The 18,449-nt window shown below is 70.4% G+C and carries 14 protein-coding genes and 2 riboswitches; of the genes, 7 read left to right on the top strand and 7 right to left on the bottom strand.

The features are described from left to right. Window positions 1-26 precede the first annotated feature (26 nt). The gene (locus SOM19_RS16750) at window positions 27-626 is read left to right on the top strand and encodes a PH domain-containing protein (RefSeq protein ID WP_320487716.1); all 600 of its coding nucleotides are present in this window, start codon (window positions 27-29) and stop codon (window positions 624-626) included. Here the strand turns inward: SOM19_RS16750 and SOM19_RS16745 are convergent. From SOM19_RS16745 to SOM19_RS16735, 3 genes are all read right to left on the bottom strand, one after another. After that, on the bottom strand, window positions 617-1,819 hold the full coding sequence (locus tag SOM19_RS16745; protein ID WP_320487715.1) for an ABC transporter permease: 1,203 nt from the start codon (window positions 1,817-1,819) through the stop codon (window positions 617-619). The two genes, SOM19_RS16750 and SOM19_RS16745, sit on opposite strands and share 10 nt — an antisense overlap. 1 nt (window position 1,820) lies before the next feature. Further along, window positions 1,821-3,356, bottom strand: a complete 1,536-nt coding sequence (locus tag SOM19_RS16740) for an ABC transporter permease (protein WP_320487714.1) — start codon at window positions 3,354-3,356, stop codon at window positions 1,821-1,823. Window positions 3,357-3,581: 225 nt separating this feature from the next. Continuing rightward, a complete protein-coding gene (locus SOM19_RS16735) occupies window positions 3,582-5,447 on the bottom strand; it encodes an ABC transporter family substrate-binding protein (protein ID WP_320487713.1) in 1,866 nt (621 codons plus the stop codon). 214 nt (window positions 5,448-5,661) lie between these two features. On the opposite strand from SOM19_RS16735, the gene SOM19_RS16730 reads away from it, so the two are divergent. Continuing rightward, complete coding sequence (locus SOM19_RS16730) at window positions 5,662-6,453, top strand: CPBP family intramembrane glutamic endopeptidase (RefSeq protein WP_414683664.1); 792 nt, start codon at window positions 5,662-5,664, stop codon at window positions 6,451-6,453. A 236-nt stretch (window positions 6,454-6,689) separates the two neighbouring features. Continuing rightward, window positions 6,690-7,709 carry a hypothetical protein gene (locus tag SOM19_RS16725; RefSeq protein WP_320487712.1) on the top strand — a complete coding sequence of 340 codons (1,020 nt, stop codon included), beginning with the start codon at window positions 6,690-6,692 and terminating at the stop codon, window positions 7,707-7,709. Between the two features lie 196 nt (window positions 7,710-7,905). On the opposite strand, the gene gcvP is transcribed toward SOM19_RS16725, so the two are convergent. From gcvP to SOM19_RS16705, 4 genes are all read right to left on the bottom strand, one after another. Continuing rightward, the gene (gcvP, locus tag SOM19_RS16720) at window positions 7,906-10,776 is read right to left on the bottom strand and encodes an aminomethyl-transferring glycine dehydrogenase (protein ID WP_320487711.1); all 2,871 of its coding nucleotides are present in this window, start codon (window positions 10,774-10,776) and stop codon (window positions 7,906-7,908) included. Then, window positions 10,773-11,156: a glycine cleavage system protein GcvH gene (gene gcvH, locus SOM19_RS16715; protein WP_320487710.1), complete on the bottom strand. Its 384-nt coding sequence runs from the start codon at window positions 11,154-11,156 to the stop codon at window positions 10,773-10,775. The genes gcvP and gcvH overlap by 4 nt, the downstream gene beginning before the upstream one ends. After that, window positions 11,153-12,277 carry a glycine cleavage system aminomethyltransferase GcvT gene (gene gcvT / locus SOM19_RS16710; RefSeq protein ID WP_320487709.1) on the bottom strand — a complete coding sequence of 375 codons (1,125 nt, stop codon included), beginning with the start codon at window positions 12,275-12,277 and terminating at the stop codon, window positions 11,153-11,155. The genes gcvH and gcvT overlap by 4 nt, the downstream gene beginning before the upstream one ends. A gap of 46 nt (window positions 12,278-12,323) precedes the next feature. Beyond that, window positions 12,324-12,447: riboswitch (glycine riboswitch) on the bottom strand. Between the two features lies 1 nt (window position 12,448). Beyond that, window positions 12,449-12,544: riboswitch (glycine riboswitch) on the bottom strand. 45 nt (window positions 12,545-12,589) lie between these two features. Then, on the bottom strand, window positions 12,590-13,762 hold the full coding sequence (locus SOM19_RS16705) for a MarP family serine protease (RefSeq protein ID WP_320487708.1): 1,173 nt from the start codon (window positions 13,760-13,762) through the stop codon (window positions 12,590-12,592). 127 nt (window positions 13,763-13,889) lie between these two features. On the opposite strand from SOM19_RS16705, the gene SOM19_RS16700 reads away from it, so the two are divergent. Genes SOM19_RS16700 through nadC form a run of 4 tightly spaced genes read left to right on the top strand, consistent with a single transcriptional unit; the run spans window position 13,890 to window position 18,437 of the window. Further along, on the top strand, window positions 13,890-14,609 hold the full coding sequence (locus tag SOM19_RS16700) for an NUDIX hydrolase (protein ID WP_320487707.1): 720 nt from the start codon (window positions 13,890-13,892) through the stop codon (window positions 14,607-14,609). 11 nt (window positions 14,610-14,620) lie between these two features. After that, window positions 14,621-15,973, top strand: a complete 1,353-nt coding sequence (gene nadA / locus SOM19_RS16695; protein ID WP_320487706.1) for a quinolinate synthase NadA — start codon at window positions 14,621-14,623, stop codon at window positions 15,971-15,973. Beyond that, window positions 15,970-17,586 carry an L-aspartate oxidase gene (nadB, locus tag SOM19_RS16690; RefSeq protein WP_320487705.1) on the top strand — a complete coding sequence of 539 codons (1,617 nt, stop codon included), beginning with the start codon at window positions 15,970-15,972 and terminating at the stop codon, window positions 17,584-17,586. Before nadA ends, nadB begins: the two co-directional genes overlap by 4 nt. Further along, window positions 17,580-18,437 (top strand): carboxylating nicotinate-nucleotide diphosphorylase, encoded by an 858-nt coding sequence (nadC, locus tag SOM19_RS16685; RefSeq protein WP_320487704.1) that lies wholly within the window; start codon window positions 17,580-17,582, stop codon window positions 18,435-18,437. The genes nadB and nadC overlap by 7 nt, the downstream gene beginning before the upstream one ends. Window positions 18,438-18,449 lie beyond the last annotated feature (12 nt).

Genomic DNA, 18,449 nt, shown 5'->3' with positions numbered 1-18,449 from the left:
ACCGTCTCCCATGTCAGGATGGGCGCATGCCCGAACCGGTCACTTTTCGTCCGCGCGGCGGTCAGATCCTCGCCTGGGTGGCGATCGGCATCTGCGCTCTCGGACTGGTCTACATCGCCGTCACCGACGGCGTCGCGAGCCTGGTCGTGTGGGCCTGGCCGATCGTCCTGGTCGCCTGGCTGGCGTGGATCCTGTACGTCCGTCCGTACGTGCGCATCCACGAGGGCTTCATCGAGATCGGCAACGTCTTCCGCACCCACCGTGTGCCGTGGGGCGACGTGGCCGACGTCGACTCGCGCTACGCGCTCACCATCCACACGACCGGCGGCCGCAGCATCCGCGCGTGGGCCGCTCCCGCACCCGGCGCCCGACAGGCCATGACGACGCGCCGGGACGAGGTCGCGCGCACGCCCGGCGAGGGTGACACGCGACGGCCTGCGGATGCCGAGGGCACCGCCAGTGGCGACGCCACGGCGCTCGTCCGCCGAACGCTCGAGGAGTTCCGACGCCGCGGCGGAGACACCCTGCCGGGCGGCACCGCGTCGACGCTGAACGTCGCCGTGATCGCCATGACCGCGGTGCTCGTCGCGGCCGCGGTGCTGAGCCTCGCGGCCCCTCACGACTGATCGTCCTTGCGGCGGCCCCAGCGGCGCTTCTCGGCTGCAGGCGACTCCGGCAGCCCGCCGAACTGGTCGATGTACGCTTCGTCGTCGCTGGACGTCGGCCCCTCGATCATCTGGACGCCCTGCACGGAAGGGATCGCGGCGACCGCGCGGTTGGACTTCCGGCGGCTCACCTTGCCCTGCTGACGCGGATCGAAAGCGTCGCGCAGGCCGTCGCCGATGAAGTTGATGCACAGCGCGAGGATCACGATGAACAGACCCGGCCACCAGAACAGCCAGGGCCGCGTGCGGAACGCCTCGCGGTACTCGCTGATGATCTGACCGAGCGAGACGTCCGGCGGTGTGATGCCGAAGCCGATGAAGCTCAGCGCCGCCTCCGTCAGCACGGCCGCGCTCATGAGCAGGGTCGTGTTGACGATGATGATGCCGACCGCGTTCGGAAGGATGTGCTGGAAGATGATGCGCCCGTTCGACGCACCCGCGACGCGCGCGGCGTCGACGAACTCCCGTTCGCGCAGGGCGAGGAAGTCGCCGCGCACGAGGCGCGCAAGGCCGGTCCAGCTCAGGATTCCGAGGAAGAGCCCGAACACCACGGCGCTGCTGCCGCCGAGCATCTTTCCGATGATCGAGCCGATGACGATGATCGGGATGATGATGATCACGTCGGTGAAGCGCATGATCAGCGAGTCGACCCAGCCGCGGAAGAAGCCGGACAGGGCACCGAACAGAACGCCGAGCACGAGCGACACGACGCCGACGATGAACATGACAGTGAGCGACTGCTGCGTGCCCCGCATGACCTGGGCGAAGATGTCCTTGCCGAGCGTGTCCTGGCCGAAGGGGTGCTCGCCGAGGCTGAACGGCCACCACGTCAGCGTGGGCTGACCGCCGTTGACGAGCGGGTAGCTCGTCCACCAGTTCAACGGCCACCAGCCGGGGATGCGGAAGCCGCTGAGGTCGAGCGTCCCGTCGGGTGAGGCCACGAGCTTGCCGGTGCCGCCGATGACGGTGCCGACCGAGGTGAACGCCAGGATGATGACCAGCACGAGCACGACGAGCGACGCCATCGCACCGGCGTGACGGAAGAACCGGCGGCGCACGAGCGCCCCCTGGCTCAGACCGGCCACGGCCTTCTGCTCGATGGACTGCTCGCTGCCGCGGTCCTGCGGCGCGTCGGTGGGAATTGTGGTCGTCATGTCAGCTCACCCGGATCCGGGGGTCGAGGGCGGAGTAGAGGAGGTCGGCGATCAGGTTGAACATGACCGCGAGAACGCCGGTCACCACGAAGAAGCCCATGACGAGGTTCACGTCGCCGGCCTCGAGCCCGTCGACGAACAGCGCACCCATGCCCTTCCACGCGAAGATCGTCTCGGTGATGACGGCACCGCCGATGAGCGCGCCGATGTCGAATGCGATGATCGTCGCGATGGGGATGAGCGCATTGCGCATCGCGTGGCGCACGACGACCGTGCGCTCGGTGAGTCCCTTCGCGCGCGCGGTGCGGACGTAGTCCTGGTTCATCACCTCGAGCAGGCTCGAGCGCGAGTACCGGGTGTACGCGGCGATGGAGACGAGCGCCAGGGCGATCGTCGGCAGCACGAGGTGGGCGAACCCGTCGAGGATCTGGAACCACATGTCGCCCTGCAGGCCCGGTGTCTTCGAACCGATCGTCGCGATGACACCGCTCTGCGGGATGCGCTCGACGTAGTCGGTATAGACGAGCATCACGCGGTCGACAACGATCACGAAGAACGTGATGAAGCTCACGATCGCCGCCGTACGGGCGGCCTCCTTGCGCGCGTCGCCTCCGACGAGGACGCCGACGAGGATGCCGATGCCGATGGCCACGATCCCCATCACGAACAGCATCCAGCCGTACGGGAGGTAGAAGAACAGGTACTGGAGCGGGAAGTAGAGCGCTGCCCAGACGGCGACGACGATGAGCGTCGCGTAGAGCGTCCGCCGGTTCGCCAGCCCGGTAGAGATCGCCGTGACGCCGACAGCGGCGCCGATGCCGGTGATGACCACGCCGATGAAGCCGATGGACGGAGCCTCGAACCAGCCGGTGATTCCCAGGAGGGCGAGCATGCCGCCTGCGGCGACGAACGCCGATGCGAAGGTGATGAGGCGCCTCTTCATCGAACCGCCGATGATGCTCATGAAGATCACACCGGCGATCAGGCCGGTGATGAGCACCGCTGTTATCGACACCTGCGGATTCGCGAGGAACTCGTTGAAGCGGATGGCGCCGAACTCCTTGAGGAGCACCGCGACCCAGAAGATCGGGAGCGAGTAGACGATGAAGGTGAGGAACGTCACCGAGTAGTCGAAGCCGCTGTACTGCCGCAGCGCCGTCAGGATGCCGATCGTCAGGCCGAAGATGATGGCGACGATCGTCGCCGCGGTGACCAGCTGGATGGTCGATGACGCCGCGGAGGCCACTGCCTCGGTCACGGGCTGGTTGCTGCGGCTGAAGGCGACGCCGAGGTCGCACTGCCCGATGAAGCACTTGGCGGCACCGCCGAGCCACGCGAAGTAGCGGATGACAGGCGGCAGGTCGAGCCGCAGCAGCTCGGTGCGGTTGTCGATCGCCTCCTGGCGGTTCGGCGCGTTGCTCGCCTTGAGGTCCGCCAGCGGATCTGCGGTGATCGCCGTCAGGGTGTAGACGATGAAGGAGGCGACGAGGAGGACGAGGAGGATGGCGCCCAGTCGTCGCAGGATGAAGGTCAGCACGGAAGCCCTCTCGGATATGGGGCTGAAGTCATGATTTTACGTCCGTCCCGGAGTGCCGGTATGGCACGCCAAAACTACTACGAGGAGGACTCGACGGCACCTGGTCTGCCGCGAGTCCGATTCGGACATGACTGTGGGTGCCAAGGGTTCGCCTCGGCACCCACAGTCTCTCGCGATGTCTGCGACGGGATGGGCAGGAGACCCGCCCATCCGTCGCGGCGTGGATTACTCCGCGCCTGCACCCACCGGCGTCCACTCCCAGAAGTTCCAGAAGTAGTCGGGGCTCAGGGGCATTGCCTTGACCTCGGTCACCTTGTCGCTGTTCACCAGCAGACCCGGGTGCTGGAAGATCGGGATCGAGACGGCGTCCGCCCAGATGCCCGCCTCAGCGGTCTCGAGGAGCTCGGTCTGCGCGGCAGTGTCGGCCGTGGCGTTGAGAGTCTTCAGCGCCGCGGTCACCTCGTCGTCGCAGTAGCCGTTGTAGTTGCCGCCCTTGGCCATCGGGTCGTCGTAGCACGCGTAGATCTGGTCGGATCCACCCACGGCGAGGCTGGTCTGCGACCAGGCGAACAGGGTTGCGTCGTGCGGGTTGATCGGCTCCTGCGCCGGGTCGGTGAAGACCCAGTCCGGCTCGCTCTCGTCGACGAGCTCGAAGCCCGCCAGAGCTGCCGAAGCAGAGATCAGCTCGAACTCCTGGCCACGACGGACGTTGCCCTCGGGGTACCAGAATCCGACCTCGACCGGACCGGTCACGCCGGCCTCGGCGAGCAGCGCCTTGGCGCCGTCGATGTCGACCTCGGCGTAGTCGGCCGAGCCGTTGCTCTCGCTCAGGACCGGGTAGCGCTCCGGGTCGGCCGAAGAGACGAGGTGCGTGTTGCGGACCTCGGCCTCAGGGTCGAGCGGCACGATGATCTTGTCGACGATCTCCTGGCGGGGGATGGTCTTCAGGAACGCCTGGCGAACCGCGAGAGCCTTGGCCTCGTCGCCGCCGTAGGTGGCCGGGTCGAACGGGCCGCCGTTGTTGACCGTGAGGTCGACGTGCTCGTGCGAAGCCTGGACGCCGGTCTGAACCGTCGCGGTGTCGATGTCCTCAGCGAGCTGGAGGATGTCGGCGGTCGGCTGACCCGTCCAGATGTCGAGCTCGCCGGACTCCAGAGCCTGGAGTGCGGTGGTCGAGTCGGCGATCGTGCGGACGGTGATCTTCTCGAACTTCGGCGACGGACCCCAGGTGTAGAGGGGGTTCGCGGCGATGGTGATGTACTGGTCCTCGACGATGTCGTCGACGATGTACGCACCGCTCGTCAGCGCGGCTGCCGGGCTCTCGGGAAGCGTGGTGTAGCCGTAGGCGTTGCTCCACGCGTCGCCCAGGGCCGTGAGCACTTCCTCGTCACCGTCGGCGATGGCCGTGGCGACCTTCTCCTTGGCACCCTCGGCGAACTCCTTGGCGGCGTCGGTGTATGCGGTGAAGTCGCCCTCTTCGCCCGACTCGCTCCACGTGTCGTACGCGGCCTGGACGTCGGAGTACTCCTCCGGGAACGCGAGCGCGTAGGTGCCGTGCGCCGAGACGCCGAGCGGTCCGACGAGCTCCCAGTCCACGTAAGGCTCGTCGTAGACGAACGTGATCTCCTTCTCGCCCGTCTCCGGGACCTCGGTGACCAGGTTGTAGCCCGTCGTCGCAGCCGGCGAGAACGCCTCGTTGACGTTGCCCGACATCGCGGCCCACTGGAGGAGCATGTCGGTCTCGTCGATCGGCACGCCGTCCGACCAGACTGCGTCGGCGGTGATGGTGTACTTGACCGTCAGCGGGTCTTCGCTGACCTGCTCGTACTCGCCGAACTCGGTGTTGCGCACCAGCTCCGGGGTGTTGTTGTAGTACGAGAAACCGGTGTCGGTCATGTACTTGACGTTGCCGTTGGCCGTGTTGTTGCCGGCCGAGCTGTCGTCGTTGAAGTGGAAGAAGCCCGAGTTGTACGCGGTGGTAATCTCGGTGCCTTCCACGACTTCGGACTGGTATGGGTTGCCGCAGCCTGAAAGCACGAGTGCTCCCGCAGCCACGACCCCCACGCCCGCCATAAGACGCGCGATCTTCACATTTCCTCCTGTGCAAGGGTTGGGTGCCCAGCCTGTGGCAGCTCTGGACACGGACAGGGACACACTAAGCACCGCGTGCGGACGTGGCAAAACAGAACGGCAAACCGTTACATATCCTTAACTCAACGCTACGTGCGTGTGACAATCTGACAACGTGCACGCTTTCGCGTCTGGGAATCTGCCCGACACCGCCCCCATAGATCATGCGACGCGCGTGCGGCTGCGGTGGGAGATCGCTCTCGTTCTCCTGCTCTCGGTCGGCCGCTCCGCGATCTACTCCGTCCTGGGCCTCATCCGGTCGCTGCAGCGCGACGTCGCCCTGGGCGATCAGCAGACATCGCTGAACCCTGCCGCCGACGCCGAGGCCTTCTGGGACGTGCTGTACGGGTTCCTCGGGCAGGCCTTCGGCCTGGTGCCGGTGGCGCTCGCCGTCTTCCTGCTGTGGGAGCCCGGGATGTCGGCGTTCCGCCGGATCGGTCTCGACTTCCGGCGCTTCGGCGGCGACCTCGGCCGCGGCGTCGCCCTGGTCGCGCTCATCGGCATCCCGGGTCTCGCCCTCTACGCGGGAGGGCGAGCGCTCGGGCTCTCGCTGCTCGTCGAGGCGTCGCCGCTGTCGACCTCGTGGTGGACGATCCCCTTCCTGCTGCTGGCGGCCCTCCGCGCCGGGCTGACCGAAGAGGTCATCTTCATCGGCTACCTGTTCGACCGCCTTCGCCGCCTCGGCTGGGGCTGGTGGACGATCATCCTCTCCACCGCCGCCCTGCGCGGGGCCTACCACGCCTACCAGGGCTTCCCCGCCGTGATCGGCAACTTCGCGATGGGCGTGGTCTTCGGGTGGTGCTACCGACGCTGGGGCCGTGTCATGCCGCTCGTGATCGCCCACACCCTGATCGACATCATCGCCTTCGTCGGCTATCCGCTCGCCGTCGCGCTCTGGCCGGGCGTGTTCGGGCCGCTCCCGTCGCCGTCGGGCACACCCACCCCCGCACCGAGTCCGACGGCCTGAGGCGGCGCGGGGATCTCCGCGCCGCGGCATCCGCCCCCCTGCTGGCGCCCACGACCCAGGCCGCGCGCTGAGACACGACGATTCGGCTGGAAAACGCTGCGCCGCAGCGTTTCCCAGCCACGATGCCCTGTTCCACCAGGCGCGAGCACTCCTCCACAGCCAGACCGACGGCCGCGCACGCACCACGGCGCCCGCATGAGGCGCACGCCGCCGCACGGAGCGACGACAGTGGGCGGATGCCGCTCCCCACGATGACGATCCAGCACGCGCCCATCGAGCTCCTTGTCGCGCGAGATGAAGCGACGGCAGGCATCCGTCTTCGACGAGATCCGAGGTTCGTCAGAGTGCGGTCAGGCATCTACGCCGCGACAGCAGCCTGGCGCCGCCTGAAGCCGTGGGAACGGTACCTGGCGAGAGTGCATGCGTTTGCGCTGCGAAGCCCCGGCGCGGTCTTCTCACACGAGTCAGCCGCTGCCCTGCTCGGGCTGCCGGTGTTCGGAGAGCCGCGAGACATCCACGTCTTCGATCCGGGCCGCACGCGGTCGTTCCGGTTCGGCGACGTACTGGTTCACACGAGTCAGGACTCGCGGGCGATCCTCGAGCGCGGCTCCTTCGCTGTCACGGCGGTCGCCGACACCGTCGTCGACCTCGCACGAGTGCTGCCGCCCGCGTTCGGTCTTGCCACGGTGGATGCCGCCCTCGGCGGGGGGCCGGGACATCCGTCGCTCGACGACATGCGCGACAGGGCACGCGAGCAATCCGCGCGACGCGGGCGACTCAAGCTCGCCTGGATCTGCGACCAGGCCGACGGGCGGGCGGAGTCTCCGGGCGAATCGGTGAGTCGCGCCGTCATCTCGTGGTGGGGCTTCGAGCCTCCCGAGGTGCAGGTCGAGTTCGCGCACGAGGGCGTGGTCGATCGCGTCGATTTCTTCTGGCGTCGGCACCGGGCGATGGGCGAGTCGGACGGCTACAGCAAGTACGCGGCCGACGACCCCGTCGAGCTGAAGAGGCAGCTCATCGCGGAGAAGGTCAGGGAAGACCGGCTTCGCCGCCACCAAGGCGCCCTGGCGCGCTGGGACTGGTCCGACTCGATGCGGGCCGTGCCGCTGCGCGACAAGCTGCTCCTCGCGGGACTCGAACCCGCCGGTCGGGCGCGGACGGCCATGCTGGCGACGCTCCGGACGCACCCGCGCTCGCTCTCGCGCGATGAACTCGTCGCGCGCGGCCCGGCGCTCCGCGCGAGGTCGCACGGGTGAGAACGCGCGGCGGGTGAGAAACGGCGATCTGGCCGGGAAACGCGGCGGCGCCACGTTTCCCGGCCAGAACCTCGTTTCTGGAGGGAGAGCAGCGGCGCCTGGCCAGGGCGCGCTGAGGCGGCGCGGGTGTCTCCGCGCCGCGCGCCGAGCAGCGTGACGGGATGCCGGAGCCCGGCATCCCGCCACCCGGGGTCGGCTACGCGAACGCCTCGATCGGCGGGCAGGCGCACACCAGGTTGCGATCGCCATAGGCCTGGTCGATCCGGCGCACGGGCGGCCAGTACTTCGTGCGCACCAGGGCGTGCACGGGGTACACCGCGGTCTCGCGCGAGTACGGGTGCGTCCACTCGCCCGTGACGACGGACTCGGCGGTGTGCGGCGCGTGGACGAGCGGGTTGTCGCCGGCCGGCCACTCCCCCGCGGCCACGGCGTCCGCCTCGGCCTTGATCGCGATCATCGCCTCGATGAACCGCTCGATCTCGCCGAGGTCCTCGGACTCGGTCGGCTCGACCATGAGCGTCCCGGCGACCGGGAACGACATCGTCGGGGCGTGGAAGCCGTAGTCGATCAGGCGCTTGGCGACGTCGTCCACCGTCACCCCGGTGGCCTCGCGCAGCGGTCGCAGGTCCAGGATGCACTCGTGCGCGACGAGGCCGCCCTCGCCGGTGTACAGCACCGGGTAGTGGTCCCGCAGGCGCACCGCGATGTAGTTCGCCGCGAGAACGGCTGCCGCGGTCGCGTCGCGCAGACCCTGCGCGCCCATCATGCGCACGTACGCCCAAGAGATGGGCAGGATCCCGGCCGAGCCGTGCGGCGCCGCGGAGATCGCACCGCCTTCGAACACGCCGCCGGCGTGGTCCTTGCGCTGGGCGAGCGGATGCCCCGGCAGATACGGCGCCAGGTGCGCCTTGGCAGCCACCGGCCCGACGCCCGGCCCACCGCCGCCGTGCGGGATCGCGAACGTCTTGTGCAGGTTCAGGTGCGACACGTCGCCTCCGAGGTCGCCGAACCGCGCGTACCCGAGGAGCGCGTTGAGGTTCGCGCCGTCGACGTAGACCTGGCCTCCCGCGTCGTGGACCGCCTGCGTGATGTCGAGCACGTCGTGCTCGTACACGCCGTGCGTCGACGGGTAGGTGATCATGAGCGCGGCGAGCGCGTCGGCATGCGCGGCGATCTTGGCCCGCAGGTCGTCGAGGTCGACGTTGCCGGCGTCGTCGCACGCGACCACGACGACCCTCATGCCCGCGAGCACGGCCGAGGCGGCATTGGTGCCGTGGGCCGAGGACGGGATGAGGCACACGGTGCGCTCGAGGTCGCCGTTCGCGCGGTGGTAGCCGCGGATGGCCATGAGTCCTGCGAGCTCGCCCTGCGAGCCGGCGTTGGGCTGCAGCGACACCGCGTCATAGCCGGTGACCTCGGCGAGCCACACCTCGAGCTGCTCGATGAGCGCGAGGTAGCCGTGCACGTCGGCCTCGGGGGCGAAGGGGTGCACGCGTGAGAACTCGGGCCACGACACGGCCGCCATCTCGGTCGCGGCGTTGAGCTTCATGGTGCACGAGCCGAGCGGGATCATGCCGCGGTCGAGCGCGTAGTCCCGGTCCGACAGCTGCTTGAGGTAGCGCATCATCGCCGTCTCGGACCGATGCGTGTTGAACACCGGGTGCGTGAGGTACTCCTCGACGCGTGCGAGGTCCGCCGGTACCCCGACGAGGGGCTCGGCATCCGCGAAGGGGACGTCGCGCACGTCGTGCTCGTCGGCGCTCGGCAGTCCGAACGCCCAGGCGACGGCCGCGAGGTCGTCGGAGGTCGTCGTCTCGTCGACCGAGACGCCCACGGTGGCGTCGTCGGCCCAGAAGAGCTGATAGCCCTTGTCGCGGGCGCGCTCGATGACGCGGCTCGAGGGTCCGGGGGTCACGACGCGGATCGTGTCGAAGAACGAGTCCGACACCAGCGACAGCCCGTGGGAGCGCAGGCGCTCGGCGAGCGCCTCAGCCTTGCGCGCCACGTCGGTCGCGATCTTCTTCAGTCCTTCGGGACCGTGGTAGACGGCGTACATCGACGCCATGACGGCCAGCAGCACCTGGGACGTGCAGATGTTGGAGGTCGCCTTCTCGCGGCGGATGTGCTGCTCGCGCGTCTGCAGCGCCAGGCGGTAGGCCGGGTGGCCGACCGCGTCCTGCGACACCCCCACCAGGCGCCCGGGGAGCTGGCGCTCGAGACCCGCCCGCACGGCCATGTAGCCGGCGTGGGGTCCGCCGAAGCCGAGCGGCACGCCGAAGCGCTGGGTCGTGCCGACCGCCACATCCGCGCCCAGCGATCCGGGCGAACGCAGCAGCGTGAGCGCGAGGAGGTCCGCCGCGACGACGGCGAGGCCACCCTGGGCGTGCACGGCGGCGATGACGTCCGACGGGTCCCACACGCGCCCCGACGCACCGGGGTACTGCACGAACGCGCCGAAGGCCGCGGCATCCGGAACCGACGCGTAGGAGCTGTACTGCAGCTCGATGCCCACGGCCTCGGCGCGGTGCTCCAGGAGCGCCTTGGTCTGCGGGAGCGCGTCGGAGTCGACGAGGAACACGTTCGAGGCGGACTTCGACGCGCGGCGCGCCACGAGCATGCCCTCCACCACGGCCGTGGACTCGTCGAGCATCGACGCGTTCGCGGTCTCGAGCCCGGTGAGGTCGGTCACCATGGTCTGGAAGTTGATGAGCGCCTCGAGGCGCCCCTGGGAGATCTCCGGCTGGTACGGCGTGTACGCGGTGTACCAGGACGGGTTCTCGAGCACGTTGCGCGCGATCACCGACGGCGTGAACGTGTCGTAGTAGCCGATGCCGATCATCGGCCGCGCGACCCGGTTCTGCGAGGCCAGCACGCGCAGCTCGGCGAGCGCCTCGGCCTCGGTCGCGGCGGGTGGGATGTCGCTCGTCTCGCGCTGCTTCACCTGGATGGATGCCGGCACCGCGCGCTCGACGAGGGCGTCGACGCTGTCGTAGCCCAGGGCGTCGAGCATCGTGCGCTGGGCCGCGGCATCCGTTCCGATGTGACGCGCCGCGAAGGCGCCCGTCATTCGTCGCCGCCCGTGAGTGCGACATAGGCGTCGCGGTCGAGGAGCGCGGCGACGGCGGCGGCGTCGACCGTGAGCTTCACGAGCCAGCCGGCGCCGAACGGGTCGGAGTTGACCAGCGAGGGATCTTCGACCACGGCGTCGTTGACCTCGGCGACCTCGCCGTCGAGCGGCGCGTACAGCTCGCCGACGGACTTCGTGGATTCGATCTCTCCCACCACGGCGCCGGCGGAGACCGCCGTGCCGGCACCGGGCAGCTCGACGAAGACGACGTCGCCGAGCTTGTCCGCGGCGTAGTCGGTGATGCCGACGGTGGCCACGTCGCCGTCGAGGGCGATCCACTCGTGCTCGGCGGTGTACTTGAGGCTGTTGAGATCGGTCACTTGGTCCTCCGGTAGAAAGGCAGGGCGGTCACGGTCGCGGGGATGCGGGTTCCCCGCACGTCGATGAAGAGGTCGGTGCCGGGCTCGCTGACCGACGGACGGACGAAGGCCATCGCGATCGGATGCCCGAGGGTGGGACTGAGGGCGCCGCTGGTGATCTGACCGACGCGCTCGTCGCCGTCGAGCACGTCGTAGCCCTCACGGCCCGCGCGGCGGCCCTCCGACACGAGGCCGACGAGCACGGGGGCGTCGGTGGCGACGACCGACTCCAGGGCGGATCGGCCGACGAAGTCCGCGGTCTTGGTCGACAGCGGCACGACGCGGCCGAGCCCGGCCTGCGCCGGGATGACGTGACGCGACAGCTCGTGCCCGTACAGCGGCATGCCCGCCTCGAGCCGCAGCGTGTCGCGCGAGGCGAGGCCCGCGGGAACGAGCCCGAGCGGCTCCCCCGCCGCGAGGAGCGCGTCCCACAGCCGCACGGCGAGGTCGCCGTCGACGCTGATCTCGAAGCCGTCCTCGCCGGTGTAGCCGGTGCGGCTGATGAGCACGGCGCTGTCGCCGAACCGCATGCCCATCGCGGCGTAGTACGGGAGCGTGTCGAGGGTGTGCCCCAGCGCGAGCTCGTCGTCGTGGTCGAGTCCGGCGGTCTGCTGGAGGATCTCGCGGGCACGGGGCCCCTGCACGGCGATGAGCGAGTCGTCGAGCTCGATGAGCATCGCCTCGAAGCCGTCGAGGCGCTCCTGCAGCGCCGTGCGGACGGCATCCCGGTTCCCCGCGTTCGCGACGATGAGGAACTGGTCCTCGGCGTTGCGGGTGACGATGAGGTCGTCGATGATGCCGCCGTCCGGGGCGAGGATCATCGTGTACTTCGCCCGCGACAGCTTGAGCGCGGTCGGGTCGAAGGCCAGCGCGTAGGCGAGGAAGGCCTCGCGCTCGGGTCCGGCGACGCCGAAGAGAGCCATGTGGGAGATGTCGAAGAGACCGGCGGCCGTGCGCACCGCGTGGTGCTCGGCGAGCTCCGAGCTGTACCGGACGGGCATCGACCAGCCGCCGAAGTCGGTGAAGGACGCGCCGAGGGCGACGTGGCGGTCGTGCAGCGGAGTCGTGCGGGGGTCTGTCATGAGTTCTCCCGTTTCGCGATCGGGCGGACGCCGGACGGCGCCGTGGAACTCCCCCTCTGTCATGGGCCTGAGAGTTTCGCCGCGGCATCCGTCCTGCTGAGCGGATGCCGCTGCTTTCACCTTCGGCGGACCCCCGGCGCGCAGCGCAGGAGATCACTTTCCAGAGTCGGCCTCACCCGAGCGGTACGCGTACCTGAGAGATTGGCGGGGAGGCTTGCTCCTTCGGTGCTCGACTGACTGCTGTCGAGGCTCTCCCGCCCGGGTCGTTGGCCGGTATTGAATTGCTGTGCCAGCATACCGGTCGCGAGGCGCTCAGCCGGTGCAGCGCCCGGACGGCACGGCGTCGCGGAGCGAGGCGGCCTGCGCGGCCACCGGACTGAGCTCCGCCATGGTCATCGCGTAGCCCCGCTCGGGGTCGTCCTCGCCCCGGGCGAACACCACGCCGGCGACCTCGCCGTCGTCGGTGAGCAGCGGTCCGCCCGAGTTTCCGGGCCGCACGGCGGCCTGCAGCGAGTAGATCTCCCTCGGTGCGGCGCTCTCGTCGTAGATGTCGGGCACCGGCACCGTGCCCGTCGACAGCACGCCCGCCGGGATCATGGTGAAGGGGCCGCCGTGGGGGTAGCCCTGCACCACGGCAGGCGCCCCGGGTGCGAGCGTCGGGGCGAACGGCAGCGGGTCGACGCCGAGGCTGTCGACGGCGATGACGGCGATGTCGTCGATCGGGTCGAAGTACACGACGCGTCCCTCGCGCGCGGTGACCCCCGGCAGCTCGACGACGGGCTGCTCCACGCCGGCGACGACGTGCGCGTTCGTCACCACGCGGTCGGCGGCGATGACGAAGCCGCTCCCGGTGGAGCTGCGGCCGCACGCGAATGCCCTGCCCGAGACGCGCGCGACGGATGCCGCGGCCTCGGCGAGCTCGGGATCGGCGAGGTCCACGGGCGGGATGTTGACCGGGCCGGCCTGCTCCAGGAGCTCGCCGAGCGCCGGCAGCCCCTCGTCGAGCACGAACCCGCGCAGCTCGGCGAGCGCCACCGCGACGGGCACGGGGGTCACCCGGTCGATCGTCCGGAGCACGGTCGAGGACGACAGCGCGGACGACACCACCGGCATGCCCGTGGCCGCGAGGCTCGCCCCCGCGAGGGAGATCGCGAGCGCTGCCACCACGGTGCCGGCGACCCCGCCGAGCACGCGGTCGATGGCCCGCAGCGGCGTGCGGTCGACGCCGCGCCGGAGGGCGGCTCCCGCCGTGGCGCCGAGGGCGGCCCCTGCCACGATCAGCCCGACGGTCACCGCCAGCACCACCGCCGGACGCCACTGCTGCCAGGGCCAGGCGTCGTTGACGACGGGCACGAGCCAGTACGCAGCCGCCCCGCCGGCGACGAGCCCGAGCAGCAGCCCGAGACTCCCAGTGAGGCCTCGCCCGACACCGACGACCAGGCCCACGACCAGGAGCGCGACGAGCACGACGTCGACGACGAGCATGCGGCCTCCTGAGTGCGAGCGGGCGAGCGGTCGGTTGTTGCCAGCGTAAGCATCGAACCTGTGTGACGGCCTCGGTTTGCCCTTCGTGTCAAAGTGACACTAAGATGGATGCGGAGTAATAGTCACCATGACCAGAACCAGCACCCTCACCCCCGCGACGGCCGATGCCTCGGCCGTCGATGCGACGCGCGTCGCCGTCTCCACGGTGATCTTCACGCTGCGGCGGCTCCCGGGCGCCGACTCCGCGAGCGTCGTGCTGCCGCTCGTGCGCCGCACCCGTGACCCGCACGAGGGTCTGTGGGCGCTTCCGGGCGGCTGGCTCGACGTGGCGGAGGGACTGGATGCCGCGGCATCCCGCACCCTCGGCGAGACCACCGGGCTGGCACCGAGCTTTCTCGAGCAGCTGTACGCGTTCGGCGCGGTGGACCGCTCCCCCACCCGGGTGGTGTCGATCGTCTACTGGGCGCTGCTGCGCCCCGACGAGGTGCCCGACGCGAGCGATGAGAACGTCGCCTGGTTCGACGCCGCCGCGCTTCCGCAACTCGCCTTCGACCACAACGTGATCGTCGACTACGCGCTGTGGCGTCTGCGCAACAAGGTGGGCTACAGCCGCATTGCGCACGGCCTCCTCGCCGACGAGTTCACGCTCGCCGAGCTGAGAGAGGTGTACGAGTCGATCCTCGGCCGTCGCCTCGACCCCGCGAACTTCCGGCGCCAGGTCGAGAACTCCGGCACCCTCATCCCGACCGACCGCTTCCGCACCGGCAGTCACCGGCCCGCCCGGCTGTACCGCTACAACCAGGACGTCGAGCTGTCCGACAGCGGCCCGCTCGACTCCCGTCACTGAAAGAGTCCGCCATGTCCGCCGTGAACATCACGCTGCAGCCCCGACCCGACGTGGATGCGTCCGTCGATCACGCGATCCAGGCGATCGTGGCCGGGGCATCGACCGCCGAGACGTGCAACACGGATCTCGCCTCGGGGCCGTGGGACTTCGACATCCGTCCCGGCTACGGTCCCGGATCCTCCATGGGCGACGTCATCCCGACCGGCTCGCCGCGCCAGGGCGAGCTGCCGCAGTCGTACCGCGACGCGTCCGAGCACGAGCTCGCCGATCGCATCCGTGCCGCCAAGGCGACGCTCGGCGAGCGCGCCGTGGTGCTCGGGCACTTCTACCAGCGGGAAGAGGTGATCGAGCACGCCGACTACGTGGGCGACTCGTTCCAGCTGGCGAACGCCGCGAAGGAACACCCCGAGGCGGAGGCGATCGTCTTCTGCGGTGTGCACTTCATGGCGGAGACCGCCGACCTGCTGTCGGGACCGGAGCAGGCGGTCATCCTCCCGAACCTCGCCGCCGGCTGCTCGATGGCCGACATGGCCGACATCGACCAGGTCGAGGAGTGCTGGGAGCAGCTCGCCGAGGTGTACGGCGACATGGATCAGGCGGATGCCGAGGGCCGGGTGCCCGTGATCCCCGTGACCTACATGAACTCGTCGGCCGCCATCAAGGGCTTCGTCGGGCGGCACGGCGGCATCGTGTGCACCTCGTCGAACGCCCGCACCGTGCTCGAGTGGGCGTTCCAGCGCGGCCGCCGCGTGCTGTTCTTCCCCGACCAGCACCTGGGCCGCAACACCGCGAAGGCGATGGGGGTCCCCCTCGAGCAGATGCCCATGTGGAACCCGCGCAAGCCGCTGGGCGGGGCATCCGCTGCGGAGCTCGTCGACAGCCGGGTGATCCTGTGGCACGGCTTCTGCTCGGTGCACCGCCGCTTCAGCGTCGCGCAGATCGACAAGGCGCGCGCCGAGCACCCCGGGGTGCGGGTCATCGTGCACCCCGAGTGCCCGATGGACGTCGTCGACGCGGCCGACGAGTCGGGCTCGACCGACTACATCCGCCGCGCGATCGAGGCGGCGACCGAGCCCACCACCTTCGCCATCGGCACCGAGGTCAACATGGTGCAGCGCCTCGCGGCGCAGTACCCCCAGCACGAGATCTTCTGCCTCGACCCGGTGGTGTGCCCGTGCTCCACCATGTACCGCATCCACCCGGGCTACCTGGCGTGGGTCCTCGAAGGGCTCGTCGCCGGCCAGGTGCTCAACCGCATCACGGTTCCTCAGGACGTCGCCGACCCGGCCCGCGTGGCGCTCGAGCGCATGCTCGCCGCGAAGCCGCCCGAGGCGCCGGCGGCCGCGTGGGAGCACGCCTCATGACGTCGGCGGCCGAGGGCTCCGCGGTCCACGTCGTCGTGGTGGGCAGCGGCATCGCCGGGCTGACGGTGGCGCTGCACGCCGTCGACCGCGGCTGCCGCGCGACCCTCGTGACCAAGGACGTGCTCGAGCACGCGAACACCCGGTTCGCCCAGGGCGGGATCGCCGGCGTGATGTTCGACGACGACCACGTCGAGGACCACATCCGCGACACCCTCGTCGCCGGCGCCGGGCTCAGCGACCCCGAGGCGGTCCGCGTGCTCGCCGAGGAGGGCCCGGCCCGGATCCGCGAGCTCGTCGACCTCGGCGTGGCGTTCGACCTCGATGCCGAGGGCGGCTTCGTCAAGGGCCTCGAGGCCGCGCACTCGTACCCGCGCATCCTCCACTCCGGCGGCGACGCGACGGGAACGGCGATCGAGAAGGCGCTGGTCGCCCGGCTGCGCGCCAGCCGCGTGCGCGTCGTCGAGCACGCGTTCCTCGTCGACCTCGTCCTCGACGGCGGCCGGGTGCGCGGCGTCGAACTGCTCGTCGACGACCACGCCGCCACCGCCCACTCGCCCGCCGTGGCCGGACGCCGTGAGACGATCGCGGCCGACGCCGTGGTGCTCGCCACCGGCGGGGCGGGCGAGCTGTACGCGCACTCCACCAATCCCCCGGTGGCCACCGGCGACGGGATCGCGGCTGCGCTGCGGGCCGGAGCCGACGTGCGCGACCTCGAGTTCTTCCAGTTCCACCCGACGATCCTGGCCGTGGGCGAGGCGTTCCTCGTGTCCGAGGCCGTGCGCGGCGAAGGCGCGACCCTCGTCGACGAGCACGGACGCCGGTTCGCCTTCGATGCCCACCCCGACGGCGAGCTCGCACCGCGCGACGTCGTGGCCCGGGCGATCGCCCATCAGATGGACCTGCAGGACGGTCGTCCGGTGTTCCTCGACGCGACGCACCTGCACGGGACGGATGCCGCGGCCCGCGCCGCCTTCCTCGCCCGGCGCTTCCCGACCATCGACCGGGCCGTCCACGACCGCGGTCTCGACTGGGCTCGCCAGCCCATCCCGGTCACCCCGGCGGCGCACTACCTCATGGGCGGCGTGACCACCGACCTCGTCGGGCGCACGACGCTTCCCGGCCTCTACGCGGTGGGCGAGGTCGCCCGCACGGGCGTGCACGGCGCGAACCGACTGGCGTCCAACTCGCTGCTCGAGGGCGCGGTCTTCGGTGCTCGGGCGGGCGACGCGATCGCGGCGGATACGGCATCAGGCGTCTGGCCGGTGGCTGTCGCCCACGAGCGGGAGGCTCCGAGGCTGCCCGCGGAGCCGTCGCCCGACGCGCCGGCCTTCACACGCCCCGCCCTGCAGCAGCTGCTCTGGGAGGACGCCGGACTGGTGCGCGACGAGGCGGGCCTCGGGCACGCGGCATCCGTCCTCGCCGCCTGGCGCCTCCAGCAGCGCGCACCGCGCACCGAGCACGAGTACGAGAACGAGAATCTGCTGGCCGTCGCCGAGCAGCTGGTCGCCGCCGCCCGGGCACGCCGGGAGTCCGTCGGTGCGCACTACCGCCGCGACGCCGTGGCACCGGACGAATCATCCGCCCTGCACCCCGAGGAAGCCGTCGCATGCTGACCCGCGCCACCATCGACCGCGTCGTCACGGCCGCCCTCGACGAAGACGCGCCGTGGGGAGACCTCACGAGCGAGTACCTCATCGTCGAGAGCGCCACCGCGCGCGCCGACCTCGTCGCCCGGGAGTCCGGCGTGTTCAGCGGCGGGGAGGTGTTCGCCGCGGCGTTCCGGCTCACCGATCCGCGCATCGACGTGCAGCTCGTCGTCGAGGACGGCGAATGGTTCGCGCCCGGCGCCGTGCTCGCGGTCGTCACGGGGCCCGCCCGCGGAGTGCTGACCGCGGAGCGCATCGGACTGAACTTCGTGCAGCGCATGTCGGGCATCGCGACGCTCACGAGCAGCTACGTCGCCGAGGTCGCGCACACCGGCGCGCGCATCGCCGACACCCGCAAGACGACGCCCGGTCTCCGCGCCTTCGAGCGGCACGCCGTGGTCAACGGCGGCGGCCACAACCACCGCTTCTCGCTGTCCGACGCCGTCATGGCCAAGGACAACCACCTCGCGGTGCTGACGCGCTCCGGCCTGTCGGTGACAGCGGCGCTGCAGGGGGCGATCGCGCGTCTCCCCCACACCACCCACGTCGAAGTGGAGGTGGACCGGCTCGACCAGATCGAACCGGTGCTCGGCGCGGGCGTGGGCACGATCATGCTCGACAACTTCTCGCTCGACGACCTCCGGACGGGCGTGTCGCAGGTCGCCGGCCGGGCGATCGTGGAGGCCTCGGGCGGGGTGACGCTCGAGACCGTGCGCGCCATCGCCGAGACCGGCGTCGACGTCATCTCGGTCGGCGCCCTCACTCACTCCGCGCGGGCCCTCGACCTCGGCCTCGACGTGCGCATCGACGCCCCGTGAGCCGCGGCCGGT

The organism is Microbacterium sp. CFBP9034, assembly GCF_034045255.1.
GTDB lineage: Bacteria > Actinomycetota > Actinomycetes > Actinomycetales > Microbacteriaceae > Microbacterium.
Note: the sequence above shows the minus strand (reverse complement) of the source record. Positions and strands in the feature narration are given on the sequence as shown.

Excerpts from the sequence above, each read along its gene's own strand:
- SOM19_RS16750 (WP_320487716.1), top strand. The coding sequence starts at position 27 with ATGCCCGAACCGGTCACTTTTCGTCCGCGCGGCGGTCAGATCCTCGCC.
- gcvP (WP_320487711.1), bottom strand. The coding sequence starts at position 10,776 with ATGACGGGCGCCTTCGCGGCGCGTCACATCGGAACGGATGCCGCGGCC.
- nadA (WP_320487706.1), top strand. The coding sequence starts at position 14,621 with ATGTCCGCCGTGAACATCACGCTGCAGCCCCGACCCGACGTGGATGCG.
- SOM19_RS16700 (WP_320487707.1), top strand. The coding sequence starts at position 13,890 with ATGACCAGAACCAGCACCCTCACCCCCGCGACGGCCGATGCCTCGGCC.
- nadB (WP_320487705.1), top strand. The coding sequence starts at position 15,970 with ATGACGTCGGCGGCCGAGGGCTCCGCGGTCCACGTCGTCGTGGTGGGC.
- SOM19_RS16725 (WP_320487712.1), top strand. The coding sequence starts at position 6,690 with ATGCCGCTCCCCACGATGACGATCCAGCACGCGCCCATCGAGCTCCTT.
- gcvT (WP_320487709.1), bottom strand. The coding sequence starts at position 12,277 with ATGACAGACCCCCGCACGACTCCGCTGCACGACCGCCACGTCGCCCTC.
- SOM19_RS16745 (WP_320487715.1), bottom strand. The coding sequence starts at position 1,819 with ATGACGACCACAATTCCCACCGACGCGCCGCAGGACCGCGGCAGCGAG.
- nadC (WP_320487704.1), top strand. The coding sequence starts at position 17,580 with ATGCTGACCCGCGCCACCATCGACCGCGTCGTCACGGCCGCCCTCGAC.
- SOM19_RS16705 (WP_320487708.1), bottom strand. The coding sequence starts at position 13,762 with ATGCTCGTCGTCGACGTCGTGCTCGTCGCGCTCCTGGTCGTGGGCCTG.